This is a genomic window from Bacillus sp. BPN334 (assembly GCF_008368885.1).
Taxonomy (GTDB): Bacteria; Bacillota; Bacilli; order Bacillales; family Bacillaceae_G; genus Bacillus_A; species Bacillus_A wiedmannii.
Genome location: NZ_QOZW01000023.1, coordinates 1 through 24,373, shown reverse-complemented (window position 1 = coordinate 24,373; position 24,373 = coordinate 1). Strand labels below are relative to the sequence as shown.

20 protein-coding genes, 4 pseudogenes and 1 other annotated feature are annotated in these 24,373 nt (G+C 33.3%); of the genes and pseudogenes, 5 read left to right on the top strand and 19 right to left on the bottom strand.

Annotation, left to right across the window (positions count from 1 at the left end):
• Nucleotides 1–835 precede the first annotated feature (835 nt).
• Nucleotides 836–1,168: a DUF1904 family protein gene (locus DN393_RS29355; protein ID WP_001120967.1), complete on the top strand. Its 333-nt coding sequence runs from the start codon at nt 836–838 to the stop codon at nt 1,166–1,168.
• Nucleotides 1,169–1,417: 249 nt separating this feature from the next.
• On the opposite strand, the pseudogene DN393_RS29350 reads toward DN393_RS29355, so the two are convergent.
• From DN393_RS29350 to DN393_RS29335, 4 genes and pseudogenes are all read right to left on the bottom strand, one after another.
• Nucleotides 1,418–2,369: pseudogene (locus DN393_RS29350) on the bottom strand (magnesium transporter CorA family protein).
• Between the two features lie 293 nt (nt 2,370–2,662).
• On the bottom strand, nt 2,663–3,688 hold the full coding sequence (locus DN393_RS29345) for a ParM/StbA family protein (protein WP_064475741.1): 1,026 nt from the start codon (nt 3,686–3,688) through the stop codon (nt 2,663–2,665).
• A 35-nt stretch (nt 3,689–3,723) separates the two neighbouring features.
• Complete coding sequence (locus DN393_RS29340; protein WP_149174195.1) at nt 3,724–4,125, bottom strand: peptidase U61; 402 nt, start codon at nt 4,123–4,125, stop codon at nt 3,724–3,726.
• Between the two features lie 85 nt (nt 4,126–4,210).
• Entirely contained in the window at nt 4,211–4,597 is a 387-nt protein-coding gene (locus DN393_RS29335) for a YflT domain-containing protein (protein ID WP_000549435.1), read from the bottom strand.
• A gap of 111 nt (nt 4,598–4,708) precedes the next feature.
• Between DN393_RS29335 and DN393_RS32575 the strand changes: the two are divergent.
• Together DN393_RS32575 and DN393_RS29330 are read left to right on the top strand one after the other, a co-directional pair.
• A pseudogene (locus tag DN393_RS32575) lies at nt 4,709–4,813 on the top strand (acyl dehydratase); the annotation flags it as partial.
• Nucleotides 4,814–5,207: 394 nt separating this feature from the next.
• A complete protein-coding gene (locus DN393_RS29330; protein WP_000714941.1) occupies nt 5,208–5,573 on the top strand; it encodes a YxeA family protein in 366 nt (121 codons plus the stop codon).
• Nucleotides 5,574–5,676: 103 nt separating this feature from the next.
• On the opposite strand, the gene DN393_RS29325 is transcribed toward DN393_RS29330, so the two are convergent.
• The 5 genes and pseudogenes from DN393_RS29325 to DN393_RS29305 form a co-directional block, all read right to left on the bottom strand.
• Nucleotides 5,677–6,387 carry an alpha/beta hydrolase gene (locus tag DN393_RS29325; protein ID WP_064475743.1) on the bottom strand — a complete coding sequence of 237 codons (711 nt, stop codon included), beginning with the start codon at nt 6,385–6,387 and terminating at the stop codon, nt 5,677–5,679.
• 442 nt (nt 6,388–6,829) lie between these two features.
• A complete protein-coding gene (locus DN393_RS29320) occupies nt 6,830–7,918 on the bottom strand; it encodes a GerAB/ArcD/ProY family transporter (RefSeq protein WP_064475976.1) in 1,089 nt (362 codons plus the stop codon).
• Nucleotides 7,919–7,945: 27 nt separating this feature from the next.
• A complete protein-coding gene (locus DN393_RS29315; RefSeq protein WP_064475744.1) occupies nt 7,946–9,133 on the bottom strand; it encodes a Ger(x)C family spore germination protein in 1,188 nt (395 codons plus the stop codon).
• Nucleotides 9,130–10,722: a spore germination protein gene (locus DN393_RS29310; RefSeq protein ID WP_149174194.1), complete on the bottom strand. Its 1,593-nt coding sequence runs from the start codon at nt 10,720–10,722 to the stop codon at nt 9,130–9,132. Before DN393_RS29310 ends, DN393_RS29315 begins: the two co-directional genes overlap by 4 nt.
• 421 nt (nt 10,723–11,143) lie before the next feature.
• Nucleotides 11,144–12,092: pseudogene (locus tag DN393_RS29305) on the bottom strand (MFS transporter); the annotation flags it as partial.
• Nucleotides 12,093–12,320: 228 nt separating this feature from the next.
• Here DN393_RS29305 and DN393_RS29300 point away from each other — a divergent pair.
• Entirely contained in the window at nt 12,321–13,271 is a 951-nt protein-coding gene (locus DN393_RS29300; RefSeq protein ID WP_064475746.1) for a nucleoside hydrolase, read from the top strand.
• Nucleotides 13,272–13,451: 180 nt separating this feature from the next.
• Here the strand turns inward: DN393_RS29300 and DN393_RS29295 are convergent.
• From DN393_RS29295 to DN393_RS29255, 9 genes and pseudogenes are all read right to left on the bottom strand, one after another.
• A pseudogene (locus tag DN393_RS29295) lies at nt 13,452–13,953 on the bottom strand (FMN-binding negative transcriptional regulator).
• An 82-nt stretch (nt 13,954–14,035) separates the two neighbouring features.
• A complete protein-coding gene (paiA, locus tag DN393_RS29290) occupies nt 14,036–14,548 on the bottom strand; it encodes a spermidine/spermine N(1)-acetyltransferase (RefSeq protein ID WP_098102417.1) in 513 nt (170 codons plus the stop codon).
• Nucleotides 14,549–14,573: 25 nt separating this feature from the next.
• A complete protein-coding gene (locus DN393_RS29285; RefSeq protein ID WP_064475747.1) occupies nt 14,574–15,026 on the bottom strand; it encodes a MarR family winged helix-turn-helix transcriptional regulator in 453 nt (150 codons plus the stop codon).
• A gap of 340 nt (nt 15,027–15,366) precedes the next feature.
• Nucleotides 15,367–15,996 (bottom strand): DUF1349 domain-containing protein, encoded by a 630-nt coding sequence (locus tag DN393_RS29280; RefSeq protein WP_098655037.1) that lies wholly within the window; start codon nt 15,994–15,996, stop codon nt 15,367–15,369.
• Nucleotides 15,997–16,175: 179 nt separating this feature from the next.
• The gene (serS, locus tag DN393_RS29275) at nt 16,176–17,450 is read right to left on the bottom strand and encodes a serine--tRNA ligase (protein ID WP_064475749.1); all 1,275 of its coding nucleotides are present in this window, start codon (nt 17,448–17,450) and stop codon (nt 16,176–16,178) included.
• Between the two features lie 84 nt (nt 17,451–17,534).
• Nucleotides 17,535–17,764, bottom strand: a binding site (T-box leader).
• A gap of 473 nt (nt 17,765–18,237) precedes the next feature.
• Nucleotides 18,238–19,080, bottom strand: a complete 843-nt coding sequence (locus DN393_RS29270; RefSeq protein ID WP_064475750.1) for a polysaccharide deacetylase family protein — start codon at nt 19,078–19,080, stop codon at nt 18,238–18,240.
• Between the two features lie 291 nt (nt 19,081–19,371).
• Nucleotides 19,372–20,055: an N-acetylmuramoyl-L-alanine amidase family protein gene (locus DN393_RS29265; protein ID WP_098102415.1), complete on the bottom strand. Its 684-nt coding sequence runs from the start codon at nt 20,053–20,055 to the stop codon at nt 19,372–19,374.
• A gap of 126 nt (nt 20,056–20,181) precedes the next feature.
• Nucleotides 20,182–21,966 carry a sensor histidine kinase gene (locus tag DN393_RS29260; protein ID WP_088046756.1) on the bottom strand — a complete coding sequence of 595 codons (1,785 nt, stop codon included), beginning with the start codon at nt 21,964–21,966 and terminating at the stop codon, nt 20,182–20,184.
• Nucleotides 21,963–22,364 carry a response regulator gene (locus DN393_RS29255; RefSeq protein ID WP_064475752.1) on the bottom strand — a complete coding sequence of 134 codons (402 nt, stop codon included), beginning with the start codon at nt 22,362–22,364 and terminating at the stop codon, nt 21,963–21,965. Before DN393_RS29255 ends, DN393_RS29260 begins: the two co-directional genes overlap by 4 nt.
• A 252-nt stretch (nt 22,365–22,616) precedes the next feature.
• Here DN393_RS29255 and satA point away from each other — a divergent pair, with 252 nt between their 5' ends.
• The gene (gene satA, locus DN393_RS29245) at nt 22,617–23,168 is read left to right on the top strand and encodes a streptothricin N-acetyltransferase SatA (RefSeq protein WP_098102414.1); all 552 of its coding nucleotides are present in this window, start codon (nt 22,617–22,619) and stop codon (nt 23,166–23,168) included.
• A 97-nt stretch (nt 23,169–23,265) separates the two neighbouring features.
• Here satA and menA read toward each other — a convergent pair whose 3' ends face one another.
• Nucleotides 23,266–24,177: a 1,4-dihydroxy-2-naphthoate polyprenyltransferase gene (gene menA, locus DN393_RS29240; protein ID WP_098102413.1), complete on the bottom strand. Its 912-nt coding sequence runs from the start codon at nt 24,175–24,177 to the stop codon at nt 23,266–23,268.
• Between the last annotated feature and the right edge of the window lie 196 nt (nt 24,178–24,373).

Here is a 24,373-nt window from a genome sequence, read left to right as displayed (position 1 = left end):
TAATAGTTTTCTTGTAATTCGCGAGATTAATTGGTGTACATTCTGGGCAACGCTAAACTAAAAATAGGACATACGACTTAACAAGATCTGGTTACTAACCTATAAATATATTGTTTTTCATTTATTTAGTCTACAGTTAAGCAGCTTTATTGAAAGTTAGAAATTCAACCTTCTTCTCCTAATTATACCATTCGTAAGAATAATTTGTTATGATCTGTGAGTGTATATTCTATTCATATCGAGTCGACATAATGTCCTATTATCAGTAGTAAGGACAAGGAGGAATCTTCCCCTTACAAGGGAACCTCCTTTCTTTTTCTATCGATCTATGCATTTTTTATACATTCCTATCCTGGCACGGTTTTATGGTTCTTTTTTGTTGTTGGATCAATAAAAAAACTGTATTAAATCTTGCATACTCCTAGAGGTCACTATATATGAACGCTACGTATTTGACTTTCTCAATGACCAACATTACTTAACGTGGTAAAATAGTATTCGGATGGGAATACAATGTTATTAAAATTAAAGTGGTTATCAAGTCGGAGGAAGGCATCTTAGGGTGTCTTTTCTTTTTAAAATATATAAGCGTACCATCCCTTTCCTAATAGAGGCCTCCCCTCATGCCTCCTTACAGGGAGAATGATAAGGCTTTTTTTATTTACCCAATTACCGAGCTCTCAAATATTTTAAATAGTTACAATACATGTATTGTTTCAATAACATATGATTATTCTTAAGAATGTCATTGAAATGTACCAATAGATGTTAGTACAGCAAAATAAATTGTGTTATGATGTGAGCAAATATAAAGCTATCTAACGGAGGGATTTACATGCCGCATGTTGTGTTTCGTGGAATTACTACTGAACAATTAAAACGCATAAGCAAGCCATTAGTAGAAGAGCTCGCAGAGATCTGTGAGTGTGGTACGGATAATTTTACGTTGGAACTACCAAGTTCTACGTTTGTATTCAATGGAGAAGAAATAGAAGCGTTTCCTCTTATTGAAGTGAAATGGTTCGAGCGTGGACAGGAAATTCGTGATCGATTTGCCAAGGCCATTACTACATATGTAATGGATTTTGGACTTCCAGAAGTAGAGGTTGTATTTACGGTTTTCACAGAATCAGCGTATTATATTAACGGGAAGCATTGTGCAAGTTAGAGCTATTTGAAGGATTTTTGTAACATTTATAAGAGGTAGAACCACATTGCCATCAAGCTAAGAAAAGCAAATATCCAAAAACAAAATAATGACCTCAATTCTCATAGACAACTATCTGTGAAGAGATAAAATTTTTGTTTTGGTGGACATCAAAATATTAGCTTGGTGGATATATGGCACTACCCCAATTAATAAATATTACTAACCATATATCTAGGTTAATATCTATCATATTTTTTAAAAACAGGACTAATTAGATTTAAAAAAAGATTTCTTTTTCTTTACTCGTAATAAATCACCTGTCCATCCTTTAACTTGCATATATAAATACATACCCCCTGTTGTGAAAATAATAAATAAGAGAGCGATTAAATAGCTATATTTCCATTCTAGTTCAGGCATGTATTTAAAATTCATACCCCACAATGCTCCTAAGGCTGTCAAAGGCGTACTCACAGCAGTTAATACAGTAAGAGCTTTCATAATTTCATTCCCACGATGAGAAGAAACCACTTCTTGTAAATGAATCATCGTGTCTAATTCTTCTTGATACTCTTTAACAAGTTGTAATCCACGCTCTAATTTCAAGTGTGTTTGTTTATAACAAAGAGTTTTTGTTATATTTTCTAACCAAGCTTCCTCCAAGCCTTGTAATACCTCTTGTATTAAACGAAACACATGTGTGTTCATAAATAATTCATGACGAATATGATAAATTTTTTTCTAAAACTGCTATGTTATTATGATGATAAAAATCCCATAATACATTTCTAAAATGGTTTTCAAAATAGTCAACCTCTCGCAAATAGTGAGATATAAACATTGATAAGATGGCACATAATCCTTCAGCGGAACTATTACAATTTTTTGTACCCATAGGGAAATTATGTATTAACTTTTGGAAATCCTCTTCCTCTTTTTCCTGGACTGTTATCAATATTCCATGAGCTACGAAATAATGAAGAAATTTTTGAATTTTGGCGTCCTTTTTATCTTGATCATATAAAAACGAACCATATACACAAGTTTGACTTGGTGATAACGTATAAACATATAATCCATTTTCACAAGGAGAACTTATTTTCTTTACAAATTGAGAGAAATAAGATGTTACATCACGAGGGATTATAGAAGAAAGTTTTTCAAGCTCACTAGTTTTCACATGATACCAATCCCATTTCGGCATTTTTATGCATTCCATATTATTCTTCCTTTCTGAATAGTTTTATGTTTGATCGAATAATATCCGTAATATGAAATTTGTATGTAGGTATTCATGTCTTCGAGGAAAATTTTTTAGATCATCTAAATTACAAACTAATATATAGGAGGTCTTATTCTGTTACAAGGAAGACCCCCTATATATTAGTTATTTGTATTCTAAATTTTAAACATTTCCTCTATACAAGCACTTTTTATCTTTTCTTATTTATATGTGGAAAAGAAGCCACATAATTTGGCACGTCTATTCAACGAACTCCATTTTGGTCGTTATTACAATTTGGATTCATATGCAGATTGATTGGTGATGTCGTCAAATACTTGACTTCCAATCATATAGTATCCATGAAGTGCAGCCTCTTTCGAAGCGTCTACCATACGGAAAGAAGAAATTTCACCTTGCATTTTTTCAATTCGTTTTTTGTGGATATCTACTATTCCTCCTGTCCAAATAATAGTTTCATACTGGTCTAACTTAAATTGTTCTTGTAATACACGCATAACGTCTTGGAAGTGTGTATCCAACTCTTTTTGAATCAAAGTATCAACCTGACTTGTCTGAGGATTTTCTTCTCGACCTCCATATCCTTTTTCTAATATTTTTGGCATGTCGTTAATATGCAAGTGATTACTTTCCCCCGCATGATTCTGCAGGATATTCTTAATATTTTTCAAAGGCTTGCTACATCCTAGTTCCGTCTCATAATGATTTAAAATGACATTCTGTTTCATATCTGTCATTTCTAATGTACGAAATCCACCATCAATAATTAAGATACGATCTTGTTCCTGAATGATTCCCTCTTTTAAGAAATAGGCATGTAAAGCGACCGGTTGCTGAAGAATCAAAGCATTTTCCACCGTAATATTAATAAATTTCCCATCAATTTGCACGGAAGTTTCTTTTTTTAATACATTTTGTAATTGCTCATGCTGACTACCAAAACAAGTAACGGGAAGCCCGGTAACAACTAAAGGTAACACGACATTTTCTTTATAATCCTTTGCAATGCAACCAAATATTTGTTGTTTAAACTGTTCGCTTTCATAATAATTTTCTATTTCTTCGTCAAATGGAGGAAGAAATGAAGCGTCAGATTGATGTGCTTCATTTCCCATGTAGTATGCAAAGTCTAAGTCTATAAAACTTACCTTTGTTAAATCTTCACTTTCAGCATGATTAGGTACACGGGCTAGTGTGGAAGCTTCACTCTTAATCGTCACCTCAGAATCTACATCCTTTCGATATGCCCGTTTGGTAAAGCCAATTCCTACATCAATTGCATACAGAGATTTCATACTTTTTTCCTCACTTTCTCTTTTTAGAATTAAATCTAAGCACTCTCTTCTTTCCCTTCTTTCATATATTTCTTTTCATTTTTCTTTTTTTCACCGTCTATGTCCTTACTATTTTGATTGATTTCGTAATTCTTTTCATCTTTTTTCTTTTTGTCATTTTCGTTTTCTGTTAAATCTTTAATAGTAGAAATGACAACTGGTGTGGCTGTAAGCAGTTGTGGTAATGTTTGTTTTGCAACATTAGCTGCAATTACAGAGAATTGTTTACTTGTCTCAGTTACCTTCCCCAATGTTTCCTTTATGCTTCCTTCTTGTAGTTTGTCTTTTACGCTTTTTCCTTTTGTTTGTATAGCTTTCCGATTTTCTTTTTTTAATAGAGAGACCATAACTCCGGTCGTAATCCCAATCACAGCATATTTAAATATTGTATGTTTCATTTTTCTCACCCTTCTCTACTTTTATTTTCTTCCATGCTACAACCTAAAATAATTAACTTATCTATTTATCAGATGTTGCAATCTATTAGAGAGAATGATAATTTTGTGGCTGCCTATCACTCGCCGTTGGTGTTTCAGCTGTTACTAGGAGTAAAATTCTCCCTTGATCTAATTTTTCTTCATATAAGTTAGCTTCCTCCTTCGACAACCCCATTTCCTCCATTTGATTTCGAAGTTCGTCCCCTTTTTTGGAGAAAAAGTTGATAATACTTGTGCCCATTCCTTGTTCTTTTACTCCAATCGTATTTATGTTTGTATCATCTGCAATCTTTTTTGTTAGATGTTTTTCATGTGCCAAGACATAAATGTCATCTTGGCGAATCCCTTGCAATTCTAGCTCTTTTACTTTCATAACTACTTCCTGTTCATTTTGATATTCATGAACCACCGGTTTTCTTTCATTCTTATGCATTGTATTTTTCCTCCTTTAGATTTTTTATTTAGTTGTTATGTAATATGTAATACACCTATTTTAAAGATGTTAAACCTAAATTTTCAAAAAACTTCATGCAATAGGTTATTAATATTTTTGAATATCAAAGAGATGTCATGAGAACTTTGCTTTGATAACAGTGTTACAAATAACAATTTGTTTGGAAGGCAAGCCTCTTTTTTATCATTGGGTTTTCCAATGACATAGAAGCACAGCGCTGCATTACATGTAACTGCCCCACTGGATTCTCTATTCCAAAAGAAAAAGCACCCCACTAGATGCTTTCTTTAATTGTTCTCACTATAATTTATTTAGATAATTCTCTTATTACTGTAAGATACATTTATTCTAGTTCCTAAATCTCACTTATTTCTCAATTCACTCATACCAATATAAAACCAAATAACCTACCATCAAAAAATAAAGAAAACAGGTTATTTGGCTATTCATTCCGTAAGCTTAATACTCAAGTTAATCTTTTTTCACACGGTTAAACTTTATTAAGAAAACCTTAAGAAATTCCCCTCTATATTTATAAGAATTTTTTTCTATACTCAAAAATGTAAATACAATAAGAGGAGAAACAATCATGAAGAAATTTGTACTTTGCATAATAGGATTAGGCCTACCGATATATTTATTACCTTTCATATTACGCGGGGATTTGGATAGATTTAATCCGATTGCTGAAGAAAAAAATGTATATGCCATTGCGAAAGGATATGGTGTTCCAGATTATCATCATAAAGGACGAGCTATGTACGCCCTAAAAGGTGTAGATGAAGCAAGGAATGAGAAAGAATATACAGTAGGCACTAGCACCCCTAATGATTTTATAAAAAAAACTTACTTAAAAATTCATGTAAAAGGAAAGTATGTGTATTCTTACGACGTTATTTCAGAAAAAGATATACCAGGGAAAGTAAAGGGACAATTGGAGATAGCAGATAAATAAAAAGAGCCTACTCGTATGAGCTGGCTCTTGATCACCTCTCCCACCTACCATTGGGCTATCTTAAGGAAGAAGAATTCTTTCAGTAAATTTATTAAATTCCTTATCATTGTTTCACTAACCATTGTTCAATTACTTTCACTGTTTCATCTCGTTGTGCTTTTGATGTAATTAAGCTCGCATTATCACCTTTTTGCTCACCATACATGCCAAAATGAGCATGGTTTCCCCCTTTTATCATGTGCATAGTTGTATTCTTTGACATTAACTTTTTATTGTTCTCTATTTTTTCTACTGTTGCTAAAGCATCTACTTCTCCATAAATTGATAACATCGGAATCGATTTCGTAGAGAAGTCATCTGCAGGATACGAACCTAAGAAAATGATCCCGTCTACCTTGTCTTCATTGTGAAAGGCATATTTAGAAATCATAGCTCCCCCCATTGAATGTCCAGCAACGTACCATTTTTGAACTTCCGGATACTGTTCAATTACAATGTCTACCTCATTGATTCCGAGTATCGCTAAGTTTAGTGGTAACTTAGGCATTACTACAAAATGACCATCTTTTGCAAGAGCTTCCCCTAAGTAACTATAAGCCTCTACTTCTACTTTAGCTCCTTGATAAAAAATAATCCCTACCTTAGCATCCTTCTGTCCAAATACTATATTATCTTCATCTTTTTTATCATCTACTAACGACAAAGCCTCTTTCGTTGGTTTGTAAGTAAATTGGGACCAAGTAAAAAAAGTAATGCTCCCCATAAGTAAAATACCTAATAAAGAGTACAAAATAATTTTCATCCATTTCTTCATATGTATGACCTCCCTGAGATGTGTATATTCTATATTTTAGATTATCATTAATCAACATAAAAACTCGAGCATTTTTATTATGCTCAAGTTTTCATTTACGTCTTTAATTTATACTATATTTTCTAGGATAAGTACGTAGCAAATACAGCCCATATAATTCTGATTGTCATACTAGAAGGTTTCCAAGACCGTTTTTCTAACGCATCATACTAAATACGATCAATAGTGATTAAATTACTCCAAACATAAAACATACTATGAAACTGGATTTTTCATAAACACTCCCTTTTTTCAATAGAAAGTCTTAGAAATTCTATATGGTTCGCATGTTCTTTCAATGCATAAATAACGAAATAGCCTACGCTTGTGAGCAGACTATTTCTCCTTTTATTTTAGTCAAAAAACGAAGCATATCTTCATTCGAACATATTACCGATTGGATTTATGCATATTTCCTTCGAATTTTGCCAACCACCAATAACAGTAAGGGAATTCCTAGTTCATAGATAGGAAATGCAATAGGAATTACGAAAAATATGTAGTAATAATGAGTAAATGTCTGGATATTTTTAACCGACACAGCTATGATGAACGAAATAGGAGCAAGAACCAAAGCTACTTTTCGCCAATCCTTCAAATGAAACATTTGTGCTGTTCCATAACAAGCGAGAAACATGTATAACGCCAGTTTAACAAAAATACTAAAAAACCAAATAATAACAATCAGAATATCTACATTTTGAATGAATTCCATGACGGATATGTACCGACTCAAATCGTAAACCGGATACAAAAAACTTGAAGGCAAATTCGGACCGAATGTTAAAATGACCGCTAATGTTCCAATCGTTACCATAAAAACAGCCAGTCCTACTCCCCACATCGCCCGTGATGGCGCTTGTTCGGGTTTGTCCATAAAGAAAACAAACATTGTCATCATGACAGCCTCTCCAAAAAACGCGGCTACAGGAGTATAGGAACCTTTAAGGATGGGAAACCATCCAGAATCATGATAAATAGGAAGCATATAATCCAAATTCATATTGCCAACATTCAAAATGATTACAAACGTTATCATTAAAAGTACCATTGGCCCAATGATTTCACTTAAGCGCCCAATACCTTCCACCCCACCTTGATAAATGATAAAAATGAGCAATAACATAGCAGTAAAGACAATAATCCACAAAGGTGTATTATGAAACAAAGCGATACTAATGAACTCACCAAATTCACGGACCGTTATCCAAATTATCATGTACCATCCAAAGAAGTAAGGAATCATCAGTAGTTTTCCTAGCCATTTGCCAAGAATGGTTTGACTAAATTCAATTAGGGTTTGCTTCGGATAAAGCGAGCCAAGTGTAGTTGCCAAAAAAGTAAGAGCAATCCCTACACACCCTGCAATAAAGAGCGAGATCCAAGCATCTTGTTTGGCAGTGCGAATCGTCGCTGGAATAACTAGAAGGAGTGATTGGCCCACTTCAAATGTGAACATCATCCAAAAGATTTGTCTGCCAGAGATTTTCATCGAATTTCTCACACGCTATATTCCTCCTTATTTTTTTATTTCATTTTTCTTTAACTGCAACGGCTGTCCAGTCAGTCCTACTCGCCGAATAGTAAGCTTTGCATGAACAGAAACCTGCACTTTTCGAAACTGCTTACTCCAATTCTTTTTTAGCTCTTTCCATTCGGATGGATATTTTTGATGAATAGCTTCTCCAAATCCAAAGATATCGGTTCCGTATTGTTTTTGAACCTTTTTAATAGTTTGGAGAGCTTGTTTTTCAGATTGTTTTTCCATTACACGTTCTAAAAAAGTAAGATTTTTTGGCTGCGAAAGATCTAAATTCGTATTGTTCTCCTGAATCGTTCCTTCACCTAAAAAAACAACGTCACACTTAATTGTGGCCCCTTTTATAGTCGGTATAATTTTTCTTTTGATTTTTGTCATATATAAACTCGTACTACCATTCCCTTTAGAGGCAGTTGCTGTAATCGTCTGTTTACTTAAACGATTCACTATCCAAAGAGTAGCTAACCATTCCTGCATATTTAAGTATCCTACCAACTTAAGATCGTTGTTAAATATAGCACCTCCTACAATTTGAAACCCTTTGACCTCGTTTTCACCTTTTTTATGAGACATATTTAGTTTAATAACTGGCAAGATTGGGGTGATTCCATCACTCGTACCAGCAATAAGAAAATTTAATAACGATGTATCTCCCAATGCCTCTATTTGCATATGCTCTTTAAGTGCCCCAAGTGCCGGGATAGCCTCTAAAGGGATAGATGCTTTCAGGAACTCTTTTGCAGTATTTCCCTTTACTACTAACGCATCTGCTCGTAACCGAATATCAGGATCGCGACTATATGCATCCAAAACTGGAGCGAGACCATTTTTAGCTAATTTTTCTCCAATTAATATTACACGCTGATGCCCTCGAAAGATTTCCCTCGACATTTTTGTTTGCATCATTTGTACAGCTTCATGTGTATCCTTTCCAGTTCCTGATTCAAGAAAAACTGATTTTCCTGCATTACTTCTTCCGCTCTGTCCCATTCCCATTTTTGAAGGGATAATAAACTGGGCGCTAATTTCAACCTTATTATTCTTCGCTTGATCAAGTCCCCATCCTAATTCTATTGCCAGATCATTTAACTCTGTACGATCCCAGCATCCCGTCAAGAAACATAAAGAAACTACTAGTATCATACAAAGTGCCTTGTGTAGGCTCATTCTGTTTCCCCTCCCCGTTTTGCACCTGGTTGTTGTCCATCTGGAAAACGGATTTTCTCCTTACCAGATACCATTATAGGACGATGTGTCATGTTCCAACGAGGTGTTCGAAGCAAAACATCCTTTAAATCACGCGGAGTCTGAGGCGCAACCGGACTTAAATACGGAACGCCGAATGAACGTATGTTTGTTAAATGAATTAAAATCGCAAGGGTACTTATAGCAATACCATACAGCCCAAGCATCCCTGCCAATAGTAGCATCGGAAAGCGCAGCATCCGGTAAGCTGTTCCTAAGTTATAGCGCGGGAACGCAAACGAAGCAATTCCGGTTGTCGCCACAACAATAACCAATGGTGCTGAAATAATACCTGCTTGCACCGCAGCTTGTCCGATAACAAGTGCCCCTACAATGCTAACTGCTGATCCAACGGGTTTTGGTAACCGAACGCCCGCTTCCCTCAAACCTTCAAATAAAAATTCCATCATCAGCGCTTCTATAACAGCTGGGAAAGGAATACCTTCTCTTGCAGCTGCAATACTAATAAGCAAATTTGTTGGGATTAGTTTCGGATGAAAGGTTGTAATAGCGACATAGAGAGAAGGGAGAAATAATGAAATATTGATTAATATTAAACGTATCCATCTAACAAAAGTTGTGTAGATGGATCGTTCATAATAATCCTCTGCTGCCTGGAGACCAGTCCAAAATGTCATAGGAACGATTAAAACGAAAGGTGTGTTATCCACTAAAATTGCCACTTTCCCTTCTAATAAACTTGCACACACCGCATCTGGTCGCTCAGTATTTTGAATTTGTGGAAAAGGAGAAAAAGGTTGGTCCTCAATAAACTCTTCAATAAAAGCTGACTCTAACACCCCATCAATTTGAATTCGCTGTACCCTTTGGCGAACTTCATCTAAAACCGAATCGGGAGCAATTCCTTCAATATAGGTAATCACCACATCTGTCTGTGACAATTCCCCAATCGAATAAGGTTCCATTTTTAGTTTTTGGCTCCGAATTCTTCGGCGAATAAGGCTCGTATTGACCCTTAAAGTTTCCGTAAACCCGTCCCGAGGGCCACGAACAGAAATCTCGGCAGCTGGCTCTTCAATACTCCGTTTTTCAAACCCTTTTAAGTCAGCGACCAGAGCTTGACTCTCTCCTTCTGTCAAAATGACGATATTCGCTTTCAATACTGCTTCTATAACCTCACGAACTTTAGAAATCGTCTTTACTTGAGAAACTGCAATAAGCTGATTTTGTATAATTTCTCCTACTGAATCCATAACCTTTAGTCCACTAGGCATCCCCTCGAACATCATTGGTTTCAAAACAACTTGTTCCACAATACCGGTGTCTACCAATCCATCTATATAAATAAAAAGAATTTTAATTTGGCTATTTATAAATATTGGACGAAAAACAATATCGGAACAATTGTCAAAAACTTGTTTCAAAACTTCTTCATTCGCAGATACACTCTGATCAAGCTCACGATCTTGATTAGAGTGTATCTGCATACTTGCATTCTCAAGTTCCTGAATATCTTTTCTCAAATGTTTTCTACTAAGTTTTTTCATCACACTACCCCATTTATCGAATGGTTTATGTTTTATACTTGGAGCTAAGTGTTAGTGATTTCTTGACAGAAAATCTTTACAAACCGTTCCACTAAGTAGTTTCTGGCTAAGTAATCATTTATCTAAAAAACAACAGGAAAATATACCCTCGACATCCTTCTTAAAATCTCCCTCCACATGAAAATTATTCAATTTTTTCTATAAGTTATTTATTCTAAAATGAGATTAGGACAAATAATAAGAGCTCTACATGCATAATCAATCTTTTAATTGTTGTAGGTGTAATTTTTCATTTCTCCTTTGATATCTCTACAAGATAAAGTTAAATTCCTAAACAAATAAAAAGAAAAAGCAAATGACCTCCATATTAGATCACTTGCTTTTTCTCTCATCATATACTTTCTAAACAACTCTATAAACTATTCTAATTATGTGCTTCACTTTCAAATTTTTGAGTTGCCACTTTTTTAGGCATAAAACATGCAAAGATTAATGCTACGAAAGATAAGAATAACATAAATAGATACGCATCACTTGAGCCGAAAATAGAAGATAATTTCGCTAGTTGAATAGCTGTAATGTTTCCTTTTTCCAAAGATAACTCTGCAGCATGTGAAGTTGCTTGAGTCGTATATATAGTAATAACAACTGCTGTTCCAATAGCACCGGCTAATTGACGAATCGTATTATTTACCGCTGAACCATGTGAACCTAATTCTCTAGGTAAAGCATTTAGTCCTGCTGTATTTAATGGCATCGAAATAAAGCTTAACCCAATTCGTAAAATAATAGTGCGCACCATTACATACATATACGTTGTGGATTCAGTTAAATCAATTACACCCCACATCGAAATAATATATTAACCCTGTAATAAAGAGTGGTTTTGCTCCGTATTTATCATACATTTTACCTGTAATAGGTGATAAGAATGCATTAATAACAGCTCCAGATAATAGAAGTAAACCTGATTCAAATGCGGTAAAGCCTCTTCCGTTTTGTAAGTATATCGGTAAAAGAATTAAATCAGCATACATAATCATCGTGATGAGTACGTTTATCATTGATGTAAGAGTAAAAATTTTATACTTAAATACGGATAAATTTAATAGTGGATCGTTACACTTTATTTGGCGTAAGCAAAATAAAGTGTAACAAGTACCCCGGTAATAATTGTTGTAATAACAATCGGATGATCCCATCCCTTACTTCCTGCACTACTAAATTCAAATAAAATACAACCAAAATCAATCGTTGATAAAATGACACTTACAAATATCCAATCTTGCTTTTGTCGTATCTGCAACGTTCATTAAATATTTCAGTGCAAGAATAATGACGATTAATACAAATGGAGCTAAATAAATAACTATCTAGCATTTAATTCCTATTTCGCTACGTATATTGGGATAGTACCAGATGACTATCAACTTAAGAACGGAAGCTTACGTTTGAACATAATATCAAATTTAGATGAGCAAGACTATTTCAAGTGAATAGAATGTACTCTTTCAGAATACATAAAATATATATACACAAGCTTAGCCTGATTACTTCATCATTAGTGAAAGTAGGATTATATAAATTTTGGAGGAAAAGTTATGCAAAAAAAGGTTCTCCTGTTTACAGATTTGGGGATTGACGATGCGTTTGCTATACTGTACACCTTTTTTCGTAAAGATATTCAACTTGTAGGAATTGTAGCCGATTATGGAAATGTATCAAGAGAAAATGTAATAAGAAATATTAACTATTTGAAATACATTGCGGGAAGAGAAGAGATACCTGTATTCCTTGGTGCTTCTGTACCATTGACAGGTATCTTGATTCAGTATTTCCCTGAGGTACATGGAAAAGTTGGATTAGGGCCTATTATTCCACCTGAAATTTCATATCCAGTTTATCCTTTAAATGATATTTATCAAGTTATAGAATCAAATTTGGAAGATCTTACAATTATCAATTTAGGAAGACTTTCTTCGCTAGCTACGACTTTTGTATTGAATTTAGAAATAATGCGAAACGTAAGAGAATGCATTTGCATGGGGGGAGCTTTTTTCTATCCAGGTAACGTAACTGCTGTAGCTGAAGCTAACTTTTACGCCGACCCTTATGCAGCAAACTTAATTCTGCAGCATGCACAGAATTTGACAATTATCCCGTTAAATGTGACTCAACATGCGATTGTTACACCCGAAATGGTCCAACAAATCGATGCATTTCATCGAAATACACAGGATCTTGCAGGGCTCATCCTCAAACCTATGTTAGACTATTATTATAATTTCTATTCCAAGTCTAATCCTGGTATAAGTGGAAGCCCTATGCATGATTTTGTAACAGTGTGGTATTTGCTGAATCAAGAGGCTGTTGGTCTTTCAAGAGTACCCATTAAAGTAATTCCTGATCAAGGAGAAGGATTTGGTCAAAGTATTGCAGACTTTCGTTTTGTTACTAATCCAGGCTATAAAACGCATAATGTAGCTTTTCAGTTTGATTATGAAAGATTCAAGAAAGATATTATGGAAACGTTCTTAAAGAAGAGAGTGTAATAGACTTTATTAACTTCAGATAATACGGATTATGTGAATGAAATGCCACTTCACTTAACGTACAGGAAATCTACTTTTTATATTTCTCATTCAATTAAAGTAACTATATCTTAAAAAATCATAAAGTGTCCTATAGCACTGATTTATAATTTTAACCCTCTTTTTCATCACCTTTGCCATTTACTGAGAATCAGGATTTTTTCGCTTGCAATTTATCAACAATATTAGAATAATCTTTCTCCTTACGATTCTGGCTTAAATTATATGCAGCTTGAACTTCTTGCACTTTAATTTTAAATCCAACAATTCCTTTTACTTCTCGTTCTAATAACTAAGGAGAAAGTTCATCCCATAAAACTATATTTTCACGATTTTCTTCATACTTTTTTAGCATCATTGCTAGTTCTTCTATTAATTCATCTATCTCTAAAATGCTTGCTGTACCCTATACATGAATGGCCTGATAATTCCATGTTGGAACTTCTTCCTTTCTATACCGAAAAGAGGAAATATAAGCGTGTGGTCCTTGAAACACACCAAGCACATCTCCATGATCCCCGAATATTTCCAACCGATTATTTCCATAGGCCATATGCCCAATAATATAGTAATCATCACCTTTTTTATTTAACCCCAAAGGCAACTGAATGGCAATTGGTTTCCCTTGTTCTGTTATGACAATCGTACCAAAAGAGTTTTTTTAAAAAATCTCATCAAAATCTCTGATCTTAAATTTTTTTGGAATATACCCCCTTTTAACAAAGTTATTTAAGTGTTTTAGTCATTATAAAGTCTATTTGTTCTTCATCACCCATATAAAAAGAGTGGGCTCCAACTTGGACAAACCCCATTTTCTTATAAAAAGCAATAGCATTTTCATTCTTTTCCCAAACGCCTAGCCAGATTTTCTTTTTATTATGTTCAATTGCAATTTCAATCGCTCTATTTAATAGATGTTTACCAAGCCCATGTTTTTGAAACGTGCTTTTTATATAGATCCTCTCGATTTCAAGTGATTCATCACCCATTTCTTCAGACTGAGCGTCATTCGTATTTACCTTTACATATCCAGCGACTTCATTATTAAAATACATAAAATAGAATTGCGAAGAAAGATTGGCTAATTCTTTTTCTAATTGTTTTAAGTTTAATGCCTTTTCTAAATAGGCATTCATATTTTCGGGTGAATTTTGATGCTTAAATGTCTCATCGAATGTTTCATAACTAATTTCTTGAAGCTTATGTAAATCTTCAAGAGTACACTTTTTTATAGTCATCTACATATGTCACTCCTTTATATAATCAATAAATTCTCTTGTTCCCCTTTTTTACAAAATCCCAGTCTTTTTCTACATTTCCTCTTACTCTTTGAAGAAGCTTGAAAATAGTTTCTACTTCTTTTTCGGAAAATCCCTCCAATGCAACGGCATTGGAATAATCATTTTCTCTTTTTATAAAGGGATACACATTTTCCCCTTTCTCAGTTGGAAAGAGTTTTTTTATTTTTTTGTTATGTTCATCTTCTTTCTTTTCAATAAAACCATTCATTTCAAGTTTTTTTATAGCACGAGATGCTGTTGTTCGATCCACTTTTATCATCTCAGATAGCTTTTCTTGAATGACACCTGGGTTTTCACATATTCGTACAAGGTACAAATACTGCCCTTTTGTCAGCTCATATTCTTTAAATTCTATATTACTTATAGAATTTAAAGCCCTTGCTATCATTCCAATTTCGCGAAGAATTCCCTTCATAAGTAGCTCCTTATTACGTATTTTTGTTGCAAATGCAATAAAAACGATAAAAAACCCATCCATTTTGAAAAAAGATTAAACAAAATGGATGGGTTTCTTTTATGGAAGAATTCATTGTTTCCTAAAAAACATATTGATGAATATTTTAAACTATCCGGATTAAAATAACACCCGTAATCATAACAGTTAAACCAAATATTTGTAATTGTTTTGTTCAAAATACCTTCTTCGTTTTTGTATACTCATTGTATTTTATACAGAAATTTAATTACTTTTCAATTCCCGATTGAATTAACTTTTTATTCAATACATCTATAAAAATTATGATGGCTTTATACCTTTAATATACCTTTGTATTATCATCTACATTCTCAATCCTAATAAATTCAAACTCAGCTTCATATCCCTCTCCTTGTGGACTGCAAGTATAAATACCAACTTTCATATAATCTTTTTCCTCAAAAAGGTGAGTCATTCTTATTTGCTTCCATGAAACGCCGTCTATTGAATAATCAACATAGTAATTATTACCCTTTCTTGTTATTCGATAGTAAAGGGAATTCAAATCTTCCAAAAATTCCTGACTAGACCAATCAGAGTATCCATTTTTTGTTACAACAACACCTAATTTACTATTGTCATCCGGTATATACTCAACAGATGTCTTCAACCACGTATCTTTTGAAAATCGAACCATTAAACCTGCTTGATCATATCTGTTTGCTGGTTTAGAGTTTACTTTCGTGATCAATCTAAAATCTCCATTTAGTTCATAGTATAAAAAATGACCATTATCAACTTGAAATTCATAGTGTGTTTTTTGCCAGAAATCTGTCTCTTTATCAGGTTTGATTATTAACTTCGATTTATTCCTATTAATCTCCCAATCTTTAGGTGGAGAAAACCATTTTAAACTTTTATCAAATTCTACATTATTAAATTCCTCTATTAATCTATATCGATTGCACATTAACAATATCTCCTTAACCTTTTATATTTATTATGAAAAAGTATTTACACAGTAAAATTATTTAATCTTGATATGTGACCTTCTAAAAGAATCTCTTCCCGGCTTCATCATCTTAAATAATTCTTTATTCCCCAAAACTTTTATAAGCTATTAAACTTCATCTCAAATCAATGTCTTTCTCATTTAATAATTTCTATTCCTCTCATGTATGGACGCAATACTTCTGGAACTATAACAGAGCCATCTTCTTGTTGGTAGTTTTCTAAAATAGCTGCTACTGTACGTCCAATAGCCAATCCAGAGCCATTTAGTGTGTGCACCAATTCTGGTTTAGCTCCATTTGTACGACGGAAACGTATACTTGCACGACGCGCTTGGAAATCTTCACAATTTGAGCAAGAAGAAATTTCACGATATACGCCATAGCTTGGTAACCAAACTTCAATGTCATAAGTTTTTGCAGCTGGAAATGCCATATCAGCAGTACATAATACGATTACACGATAAGGTAACTGTAACAATTGCAGAACCTTTTCGGCATTTGTTGTTAATTTTTCTAACTCATCGTATGAATCTTCAGGTTTTGTATATTTAACCATTTCAACTTTACTAAATTGGTGCTGACGAATTAACCCTCTCGTATCGCGTCCTGCACTACCGGCTTCAGAACGGAAACATGGAGTATTCGCCGTAAAATTAATAGGTAACTCTTCACCTTTTAAAATTTCATCACGATAATAGTTTGCTAATGGTACTTCCGCCGTTGGAATTAAAGAATAATTTGTGTCTTTTAAGGTGAATACATCTTCTTTAAATTTTGGGAACTGTCCTGTTCCTAATAAACTATCGCTATTTACGATAAATGGCGGAATCACTTCTGTATATCCGTGTTCTTCAACATGTAAATCTAACATAAAGTTGGCTACCGCTCGCTCTAAACGTGCTCCCAATCCATTGTAATAGACGAAGCGGCTTCCCGTTACTTTTGCTGCACGCTCAAAATCTAGTAATCCTAATTTTTCAGCAACTTCCCAATGTGGTTTTGCTTCAAATGAAAATTCACTTATTTCTCCCCACTTACGTATTTCAACATTATCATCTTCTGATTCCCCAACAGGCACTGTTTCATGAGGTAGATTTGGTAATGCTAACAATATTGTATTTACCTCTTCTTCTACATAACGCAATTCATCATCTAACGATTTAATATTGTCTCCCACTTCACGCATTTCACTAATAAGTTCATCGGCATCTTGTTTTTCACGCTTTAAATTCGCAATACGTTCAGATATTTCATTACGTTTACTTTTTAACTCTTCTGCTCCTATTAACAATTCACGACGCTTTAGATCTAATTCTTCAAATTTATTTAATTCAAGAAACTCTCCACCACGAGTAATTAATTTTTTCTTTACCCCTTCTACATTTGTACGTAATACTTTTACATCTAACATGGCTTATCTCTCCTCTAATTAAGTAACTAATCTTTTTAAAATTAGGTTGTGTACTACAAAAACACAAAAAACTCCCGTCCCTATAAAAGGGACGAGAGTTAACCCGCGTTGCCACCCTAGTTGAAAGCACAAAAATATATGCTCTCCACTTAAATTATTAACGGCTTTTATCCGGAAACGATTATTAACTTCACATTGAAGTGTTCCACATTTCGCTCAAGGACGGATTCACAAGTTCCTTCTATCGGTTTACACCACCCACCGACTCTCTAAAAGAAAAAATACTTGTTACTATTTCCTTTCATCGCTTTCAAACAATATACATTTTAATTATCACTACTTTACAATAATTCTGTTTATTTATCAAGGGATTATTTTTAGTGAATAAAATATATTCATAATTAATTTACACACTTATATTTCCCAGTATTCTTACGATATTATTTCTGAAGGGGATATTCCGGAAGAAATAATAGGACAATTGAAGATAGTAAATAAAAAATAAGTTGATTCAATCAGCTTATTTTTTTCATTCCTTTATCTTCTCCAGTCCAAAGGGTGGTCTTTGTTTCAGCATCAGCGATAAGATATTTTATCTCTAAAATCTTTTTCCGTTTTTGTCCATGATGCTATTAAGTAAATTTATCCATTAAACATCTGGGCATACATAAAAAATAATAGCAACTACTAAAAATAGAGCCGATTTCTTTATCTTATAGGAAATCGGCTCTATTTTTAGTTATTGATTTAGTAATAGAAAACACCTTTTAAGATAACTATGTTTATACTATAGACGTTGATCTTTCTGGAAGTTTAAACGAAAATGATCTTCATCATTATATACCCCAAATTCATACCCTTGCTCTTTATAAAATTTAATAATTTCAGGAAGAGCTTGTAATGTTTGCGCCTTTTCATGCATTAAAACAACTTCTACTTCTTCTGTTGTTTGTTTCTTTACATTTTCGATAATCTGAGTTGGATTATCTTTTAATTTCCAATCATTTGAGTCTATTGTCCAATCCCAAACTTTTATTGCTGCTTCTACAATTTGATTACGAATTTCCTCACCCTTTAATCCTGGTGCAGATCCATATGGCGGACGAACTAGTTTAGGAGTTGTACCCGTAATATTATGGATAAGAGCTAACGTTTCTTTCATCTCCGGTACAAATTGTCCTTTTTTGTATAGCTTATCACTGTTATGTGTCATACTATGAGCACCAATATAATGTCCTTCTTTTACCGCTCTTTTTACATTTTCCTGAAAACCTGTATTTTGTAAATTGCTACCTTGCATAAAAAATGTAGAGGCAACATTTTGTTCTTTTAGTACATCTAAAAATTTCCCAGTTAATTCGCTAGGACCATCATCAAATGTTAAATAAACAACTTTTCCTACCGGTTTTCCATCAGGTCTTTTTTGTTTTGTCGGTGGTGTTTCCTTTTTCTTTTCTTGTTGTTGCGTATTAACTTGTTTCATATTTTCCTTAGCTACTCCCTTCGCTGAGATAGAGTTCCATTCCCCTATTAAAAAGAATGTGAAAAAGGTCGTTGCTAAAACAACTCCTAGAGATATTATTACCTTAGTTAATCGACTTGTTTTTTTCTTACTTTGTGATTCTTTCATTATTTTTCGATCCTTTCCCTATTAATTTTCATATTCATTATTTAAAAGGTTGAGCCTTTACTCGACTGAATCATTCGTTTCAACCGGTATTTACAATAAATAGATTAATAGAGACGGATAAAGATAAAATGCAGATAATGTCGAAATCAGTTAAAGAATAGCATATTGCATTCACTCTTTAGAAAAATATTTGTTTCTAATTTGAAAAATGGATATACACCCAAAATAAAAAATACTACTCTTCCTAATTAAGATTTAGAAAGAATAGTAATTTTCTATTTGCCTATTTTATTACATAATAAAATAATTAATAATGCCGTCCACAATACCTTTTTGCGATTTCGCTTGGAATTCTTCTGAATTCATTCTTTTTTCATCACTCGCATTAGATGTAAATCCTAATTCAATTAAGATAGATGGAGAAGGATTTTCTCGTAAGACAAGAAAATCACTGCCATGAACGCCTCTATCTCGGCTGTCTATATTTTGATCAAAAATGGCTTCTTGTACGATCTTAGCTAATTTTTTATCTTTCCTTTTATTAGATCCATAATGAGTTGTTATTCCTTTTACATTTGTATCCTCAAAAGCATCATGATGAATGCTAATATAAAGATCCGCCGCATATTCTTTCGCTACTTTGACACGAGCTTGCAATTCTTCCCTTTGTTTTGTTTCTGGAAGTAAACTCGTATCTTTTTCACGTGTTAATATAACTTTTGCATCCGTTCTTTCTTCTAATTCTTTCTTTATATTTTGTGCTACTTTTAAATTAAGTTCTTTTTCAATCGTTCCAAATTTCTTTCCTTTCGTCCCTCTATCTCCTCCACCGTGTCCCGGATCAATTACAATTATTTTTCCTTTTAATCTTAGATTCTCTTTTGATATATTTTTGTACCCTTTAGCATGTATGAAACTAACGCCTGTACCCATTATTATTATAATAAGCAAAAGCAATATCACTCTTTTTTTCATTTTAATAATCTCCTTATCAGCTTTTCATTCCGTTTCTAATGAAAATAGTAATGAATGCTAATAAAGATAAAATGCAGATAATGTCGATTTTGTTTAAAAATGATAAAAACGTGTAGAACGGAAATTCTACACGTTTTTATTCAAATAGAAGAAAAATAATACGCCATCTTCTGTATTCAAAACACCATATCCCGCACCATGTAGCTCTAAAATATTCTTTGAAATAGCAAGGCCTAATCCTGTTCCACCTTTTGAACGTTGACGTGACGTATCTCCTCGATAAAAACGATCCCATATTTTTTCTAAATGTTCTAGTTCAATATGTGCTCCTTTATTTTCTACACATACTTTTACACGTTCATTCTCTTCTATTGTAGAAATAATGATAGTCTCCTGTTCTGGTGTGTAACGAATTGCATTCGTAATAAAGTTAGTTATAACTTGTTCTATGCGATGTTGGTTTGCAACAACTTCAATTTTAGAAAGTTCTTTATAAACATGTAATTGCTTAGCTGTTATATCCGGGCTTAATTGTTCACATATATAATCAATCATCTCATCAATATAGAAAACATCCATTTCCATTTTATACGTACCAGATTCGAATTTTGCTAACTCCAGCATATCAATGATGAGCATATCCATTTTATCTACTTCTTTTGACATTGCTTTAAAGTAATACTCCTTTTTATTACTAGCAACACCATCCTCCAAAATTGAAATACAGCTCTTCATAATACTTAAAGGTGTTTTTAACTCATGTGAAACACCCGCGATAAATTCTTTACGTGTATTTTCTAATTGCTTTTCTTTCTCTATATCTTGCTGTAATTGATGAATATACGAATGCAAAGCTTTAGAAAGTGTGTTAATATTTTGTGATAAATCACCTATCTCATCCCTTGTAGTAATAGATATCGTCTCTGAGAAATCTAAACCCGCAATTTTTTTTGTAGTATCATTTATTTGTAATAATGGCTTGGCGATTTTTTTTGAGTAATAGAACGATATTAAAACAATTAAAATCAGTACAAAGATAATTAAATATACGTAATAATCCTTTATCATTTGCACTGCTTCATCAACTGGTTGCAATGATGTCATAGCAAATATATAGTTTATCTTACCCTCTGCGTCTTTTGTCGGCTTGATTAATAGTTTATATTTAATATCATTTTCTTCGTAATCCATTATTTCTATAGAAGTAACATCATTAAATTTTTGATCCAATAATAAATCAACCTGAAATTGTTTTATTCTATCTATAAGCACACGATTTCCATATATAAAATTCGTTCCTACAGTCCCCTCCGGTAATTGCACGTTTTGAATGATTCCTGCTAAATATAATTGTGAACTTTCTTTTGAAGATACAGCTTTTGGCCCATACAATCTTTCTGACAGTTGCTTGTTCTCTAGCCCGACATTCTTCTCTTTTATTGTTAACATCGCAGGGACTACTATATCCCCCTTCTGTACTCCATCGATAATAATATGACTCCCTTGTTCTAAACTATATTTCATCCTTTGTATATCTTCTAAATTGATAAAACTATACAACGGTATGTGAATGGAACGTTCAGAAAATCTCTTATTTTCGTTAGGGTCTAATTGAATTTCTATAGAAAAATCATTTGCATATTTTATATTACCTACACGATCTAACGTTGTAATCCATGTCGCATTCTCTTGATAGAAATTTTGTTCCAATTCTTGAATTGCTTTCGCATCATCTCCAGCTTTTACATATGCTTTTTCAAAGGATTGAATATTTGTTTTAATATCATTAACTTTTCGATTTGCGTAGTATTGCTTAAAAAATATAGTTTGTCCAATAAAAATAGTTACTAAAATAAGTGTGCATAATGCTGTTGTTAAAATAAATAACTTTAATACAATTCCTTTTTTCATACTTGTCCCTCAAATTTATTACCAGCACGCACAACAGTTACAATACAAGCTGCTTTTTGTCCTAATTTATGACAAAAATTACGAATATGACTATTAATAGTGCGATCATCTGCTCCTAGTTCAAATCCGAGTTGAGTATCATCCTCATCTATCCGAGCCTTTAACATAATAATAGGTACATTAGATTTCTTCCGAATTCGCCGACAGACCGCCCAACCATCTAATTCTGGTAACATAATGTCTAGAATAATTAAATGTACCTCATGCTCTTCAAATATAGATAATGCTTCTTTCCCATCAATCGCCTCTAAGACGTTATACCCTTCGTTTAATAAGTAATCCTTCATAATCTCACGTAAAATATCTTCATCTTCTACAATTAATATTGTTTTTTGCATCCTTTATCTTCTCCACGATTCATTTTATGGTTAGGAAGAAATAGTTCATTTTATATGTTAACCAATTAGAAATCTTTCACTATTTCCGTCACTACTACATACAACATAGTTATATCTAGATAATAGCATGACGGTATAAAGATAAAATGCAGAGATAGCCTTACTATTGAAATTCCATTATAATTTTGTAATTGGAATAAATTTGAATCACATAAAGAGCCAGAAAAAATAATATGATTTGGAGGTATCACGATGAGCCTTTTAATTAGAAAGTTAGAAACAAATGATTTAGACAATCACCCAGAGATTGATGACAGTTTTATAGTGAATGCTCGGTTAATTCTTTCTCTTTCAAAAGTAAGTAGACGCATAGAATATACAGTAGAAGACGTTCCGAGTTATGAAAAAAGTTATTTACAAAATGATAATGAAGAACTGGCGTACAATGAATATATAAATAAGCCCAATCAAGTAATTTACATAGCACTGTTACATAACCAAATCATCGGATTAATAGTATTGAAAAAGAATTGGAATCACTATGCTTACATAGAAGATATAACGGTGGATAAAAAACATCGTACACTCGGGGTTGGTAAAAGATTAGTTGATCAAGCAAAGCAATGGGCAAAAGAAGGCAACATGCCCGGTATCATGCTTGAAACGCAAAATAATAATGTCGCAGCATGTAAGTTCTATGAAAAATGTGGATTTGTAATAGGCGGATTTGATTTTCTTGTTTATAAAGGTTTGGATATGACAAGTGATGAAATTGCAATTTATTGGTATATGCATTTCAAATGAGAATAGTTTATAACGTTAAAAAACTCAAAATAAAACCCCAATCTCTCCATATTAAAATTGAGAAATTGGGGTTAAGTTATTTAACAATAGTTTTCATTTAAAACAAGTAGCTAATTAATAATCCTGCTGATAATAAGAAGCCGAAAATCGTATTTGTCATCGCTGTTGATTTCATTGCGATGCGCATATACCCGGGATCTTTTGCTCCTTTTTGGAAGCTTTGAATAGCAGAGATTGGCTTTCTCAAACCTAGGAACATAACTAATGCCCAAGGGCTTATATAACCCATCAATACAATCACCGCGATCCATAAATAAGCAATGAAAAAGGCTACAGCTAGTGTTACTATTGCTTTTTCTCTCCCGAGGAGGATTACTAATGTCTTTCTTCCACCTTTAATATCTTCTTCGATATCTCGGATGTTATTAGACATGTTAATTGCACCGACTAAAATTCCAATTGGAATGGAAATCAATACACTTTCAATCGTTATCGTATTCGTTTGAATAAAGAAAGCAATGAGTACAAAACATGTCCCCATTAACAATCCAGAAACTAATTCTCCAAACGGAGTGTACGCAATTGGTAATGGACCACCTGTATATAAGTAGCCAACCGCCATCCCAATTAAACCAATAACGACTAACCACCAGCTGCTATTCATACAAATATAAACTCCAATAAGTGCTGCTACTACATACAATAAAAGCGCAACTGTTAACACATTTTTTGGTTTCAATCCATGACGGACAATTCCACCACCGATGCCAACAGAATCAGCGGTATCTAATCCACGTTTGAAATCATAGTACTCATTAAATAAGTTCGTTGCTATTTGCAATGCTAAACATGCAACCATCATCGCAATAAATAAAAGCCAATGAATGTCTGTAACATACAGTGATGCTACTGTTCCTAAAATTACAGGAGAAAACGTCGCCGTTAATGTATGCGGGCGCGTCATCTTCCATATTAATTTAGCGGAACTAATTTCTTTTTCTGTCCCCATAACTCTGTTCAAGCTCCCTACATTTTAAGTATAAATGACTAGCAGTATCTTTCTATCTATTTTCTGCTTCACATCTATTATATCAAAAAAAGAATTGGCGATAGAACTTTAATGCTCTTGCTTGCACGATAACTTTGCATCAAAATATCGTTTTTTCTAATATGGGGTGGTACCCCATCGCTATCAAGCTAAGCTT

Excerpts from the sequence above, each read along its gene's own strand:
- DN393_RS29355 (WP_001120967.1), top strand. The coding sequence starts at position 836 with ATGCCGCATGTTGTGTTTCGTGGAATTACTACTGAACAATTAAAACGC.
- DN393_RS29345 (WP_064475741.1), bottom strand. The coding sequence starts at position 3,688 with ATGAAATCTCTGTATGCAATTGATGTAGGAATTGGCTTTACCAAACGG.
- DN393_RS29340 (WP_149174195.1), bottom strand. The coding sequence starts at position 4,125 with ATGAAACATACAATATTTAAATATGCTGTGATTGGGATTACGACCGGA.
- DN393_RS29335 (WP_000549435.1), bottom strand. The coding sequence starts at position 4,597 with ATGCATAAGAATGAAAGAAAACCGGTGGTTCATGAATATCAAAATGAA.
- DN393_RS29330 (WP_000714941.1), top strand. The coding sequence starts at position 5,208 with ATGAAGAAATTTGTACTTTGCATAATAGGATTAGGCCTACCGATATAT.
- DN393_RS29325 (WP_064475743.1), bottom strand. The coding sequence starts at position 6,387 with ATGAAGAAATGGATGAAAATTATTTTGTACTCTTTATTAGGTATTTTA.
- DN393_RS29320 (WP_064475976.1), bottom strand. The coding sequence starts at position 7,918 with ATGAAAATCTCTGGCAGACAAATCTTTTGGATGATGTTCACATTTGAA.
- DN393_RS29315 (WP_064475744.1), bottom strand. The coding sequence starts at position 9,133 with ATGAGCCTACACAAGGCACTTTGTATGATACTAGTAGTTTCTTTATGT.
- DN393_RS29300 (WP_064475746.1), top strand. The coding sequence starts at position 12,321 with ATGCAAAAAAAGGTTCTCCTGTTTACAGATTTGGGGATTGACGATGCG.
- paiA (WP_098102417.1), bottom strand. The coding sequence starts at position 14,548 with ATGACTATAAAAAAGTGTACTCTTGAAGATTTACATAAGCTTCAAGAA.
- DN393_RS29285 (WP_064475747.1), bottom strand. The coding sequence starts at position 15,026 with ATGAAGGGAATTCTTCGCGAAATTGGAATGATAGCAAGGGCTTTAAAT.
- DN393_RS29280 (WP_098655037.1), bottom strand. The coding sequence starts at position 15,996 with ATGTGCAATCGATATAGATTAATAGAGGAATTTAATAATGTAGAATTT.
- serS (WP_064475749.1), bottom strand. The coding sequence starts at position 17,450 with ATGTTAGATGTAAAAGTATTACGTACAAATGTAGAAGGGGTAAAGAAA.
- DN393_RS29270 (WP_064475750.1), bottom strand. The coding sequence starts at position 19,080 with ATGAAAGAATCACAAAGTAAGAAAAAAACAAGTCGATTAACTAAGGTA.
- DN393_RS29265 (WP_098102415.1), bottom strand. The coding sequence starts at position 20,055 with ATGAAAAAAAGAGTGATATTGCTTTTGCTTATTATAATAATAATGGGT.
- DN393_RS29260 (WP_088046756.1), bottom strand. The coding sequence starts at position 21,966 with ATGAAAAAAGGAATTGTATTAAAGTTATTTATTTTAACAACAGCATTA.
- DN393_RS29255 (WP_064475752.1), bottom strand. The coding sequence starts at position 22,364 with ATGCAAAAAACAATATTAATTGTAGAAGATGAAGATATTTTACGTGAG.
- satA (WP_098102414.1), top strand. The coding sequence starts at position 22,617 with ATGAGCCTTTTAATTAGAAAGTTAGAAACAAATGATTTAGACAATCAC.
- menA (WP_098102413.1), bottom strand. The coding sequence starts at position 24,177 with ATGGGGACAGAAAAAGAAATTAGTTCCGCTAAATTAATATGGAAGATG.